Annotated in this window: 3 protein-coding genes; all 3 read left to right on the top strand. The window is 59.5% G+C overall.

Going from position 1 to position 2,343, the window contains the following annotated elements; translation table 11 throughout:
* The first annotated feature begins 287 nt into the window (after positions 1–287).
* Positions 288–716: a hypothetical protein gene (locus O9255_RS13125; protein ID WP_297867319.1), complete on the top strand. Its 429-nt coding sequence runs from the start codon at positions 288–290 to the stop codon at positions 714–716.
* Between the two features lie 101 nt (positions 717–817).
* Positions 818–1,156 carry a hypothetical protein gene (locus O9255_RS13120; protein ID WP_297867318.1) on the top strand — a complete coding sequence of 113 codons (339 nt, stop codon included), beginning with the start codon at positions 818–820 and terminating at the stop codon, positions 1,154–1,156.
* A 29-nt stretch (positions 1,157–1,185) separates the two neighbouring features.
* On the top strand, positions 1,186–1,380 hold the full coding sequence (locus O9255_RS13115) for a hypothetical protein (RefSeq protein WP_297867317.1): 195 nt from the start codon (positions 1,186–1,188) through the stop codon (positions 1,378–1,380).
* The last annotated feature ends 963 nt before the right edge of the window (positions 1,381–2,343 follow it).

Here is a 2,343-nt window from a genome sequence, read left to right as displayed (position 1 = left end):
AGAACAGCAAGGCGACCGCACGCGGCGCAAAACGCTTTTGCGACGGTGCGGTCGCCTTGCTGGTTCTGGAGTGCTTTTGCGCCGCCTTCGGCGCCCGGCGGGGCATCGTCGGGGTCGCATGAGGGGAGGGTCGGGCACTCGAGCGGGCGTCGGCCAGGCAACATCAGGCAGCGCCGTCCCGCTAACTAGGTGCTCAAGCGGACGTTCGCCCCGCCATCCGGCGAAAATTTTGTGCTGAGGCGATGCTCACGCCGCTTAGCACCGGACGTTAGCCTAGTGGAGGCCAAATGGGGACATTCATCCGCGTCAGCTCCGCAAAATTTCCGATTCTTCCTGGCGAGGCTGACGAACTTGTCAACGAAGGTATGTATGGCAAAGCACTCGCGGAGTATCTGGTCAGCAGGCTGCGGGAGTACGGGTACGACGCACCGTTTTGCTGCTGCGAGGATTGGGGTTGGTGGGTCGAGTTGGCAGGGTTCCCATGCACCTTCGGCGTGTGCATCTACGGGAGAGAGTGTAATGATGGGCACCTGGATCTGTACGTGACAGATGGAGCAGGTCAAGACCGCGTTTGGAGTTGGCGGAAATTCCGGTTCATCGACACGGGAGTCCGCGAAGCGGCAGTCAAGTTACATGGTGATCTCATAGCCATATTTAATGCCGATCCCGATGTGATGGTGCTGGCGACTGACTTGGATTCGCCGTTTGTTGAATGAAAGATGTTTATGGGCTGATCGGCTAACAACCGGTTGCAGCGGACGACCCGCTGCGCGGTTCGACGCTGAACCGGAGCGTTAGGTTTGAGGACGCACCGTTCATGCTTTCTTCCATCACTGAATCCCTTGGAAAGATCCTTGATGGGTTGATGCTTTTCCTTTCGGGTGTAGGCGGATTGATCATTCCGCTGGTTGTCATCGGCAGCTTGATTGCGCTGATCAGGTATTTCTTTGAGAACCCGGTCAGGGCTAGTCGTGTCGGGCTAGGCGCCGCAGTCATGATCGGATCAGTTCTTGTTCCCGCAGTTCTATCATTCGTGTTTGAACTGCGGCTCAGCGAAAAGCCGCTGATCTTTCTGGTTCTCACTCTTGCCAGCTATTACGCCGGATCGAAAATTGGCAAGTGGATCATGGGCCGGTACGGCGACGAAGAGTCATGAGGTTTTAACGGCGATCTGGGAGCCATTTCATGCTGAATTATTCTTCCCTAGGCGAGTCCATTCTCGCTTCTCTTGAGAAGCGATTGAACGACGCTAGTTCGAGAGACGACAAGGAGGCGGTTGCTCTGATTCGCGCGGAAATTGCCGACGCGCTTTGTGCATTGTCCGCTTCGGATGTGGCCCTGCGAAAGAAGTACGGCGCTCTTGCTTCAAAAACGACGTGAACCTAACTATTCACTCAAGCGGACCAATCAATCGCTTCGCGATTGATGTGGCCGCTTAGTTCAGGCGTTAGGCGTCGCAAGTCGGCATGGCCATTGAGGTTTTTTGCGCCTCGCTTCGGGCCGGCTTTCCTGGGAGCAATCGTCCGCGCTGCGGCGCGGCTGCCCAGTCGGCGCGAAATGCCGGTCTGTTGCTTCTCGGCTTTCCTGTTGCATCATCGCTTTCGCGCCGCCTGGTCTGCCGGCATGGGCATCGTCGGTTGGCAGGCAGCAACCAATTTCGCGGGCTGTCAGTTCGGGCCATGCAGCATCCGGCGTGAGCGACAGCCTAACAACTCGCTCAAGCGGACAGTCCAATCGCTTCGCGATTGGAGCTGCCGCTTAGCTCGATCGTTAGGCGTCGCAAGTCGGCATGTTCATTGGTGTTTGTAGCGCCTCGCTCCGGGCCGGCGCTCTGGGGAGCAAACGTCCGCGCTGCGGTGCGGCTGCCCAGTCGGCGCGAAATGCCGGCCTGTTGCTTCACGGCGGTCCTGCGGCATCATCGCTTTCGCGCCGCCGGGGCTGCCGGCCTGGGCCGCGGCGGTTCGCCGGCGCCAACCCAAATCGCGGGCGGGCCGTTCGGGCCATGCCCCCACCCGCGGGAGCGACCGCCCAACAGCTCGCTCAAGCGGACCCATCAATCGCTTCGCGATGGATGTGGCCGCTTAGCTCCAACGTTAGGCGGTTGGTTCTACGGTGGTCTGAGGCGAGTCCGGTCTCGCCAAGCCGAGACTCTCTCGCCGCGAGACATCCGGCCCGCCCGCGCTGTGAAGCTCCGCATCGCAAGTCCGTACATGCCGGCGAGATACGCCCACGCCACTGGGCGTGATGTGAAGATCGTATGTCCCGTGCGACGCACGTAAACGGCTGCCACAGCGAAGACAAGGAAGGCTGCAATGCCGACTAGCTGCGAGAGAAGTTCAATGT

Origin of the sequence: Silanimonas sp., from assembly GCF_027530345.1 — a bacterium.
Taxonomy (GTDB): Bacteria; Pseudomonadota; Gammaproteobacteria; order Xanthomonadales; family Xanthomonadaceae; genus Silanimonas.
This window is presented reverse-complemented; position numbering and strand designations above follow the sequence as displayed.

What these genes read in the sequence shown, in the direction of transcription:
- O9255_RS13125 (WP_297867319.1), top strand. Translation starts at nt 288, where the DNA reads ATGGGGACATTCATCCGCGTCAGCTCCGCAAAATTTCCGATTCTTCCT.
- O9255_RS13120 (WP_297867318.1), top strand. Translation starts at nt 818, where the DNA reads ATGCTTTCTTCCATCACTGAATCCCTTGGAAAGATCCTTGATGGGTTG.
- O9255_RS13115 (WP_297867317.1), top strand. Translation starts at nt 1,186, where the DNA reads ATGCTGAATTATTCTTCCCTAGGCGAGTCCATTCTCGCTTCTCTTGAG.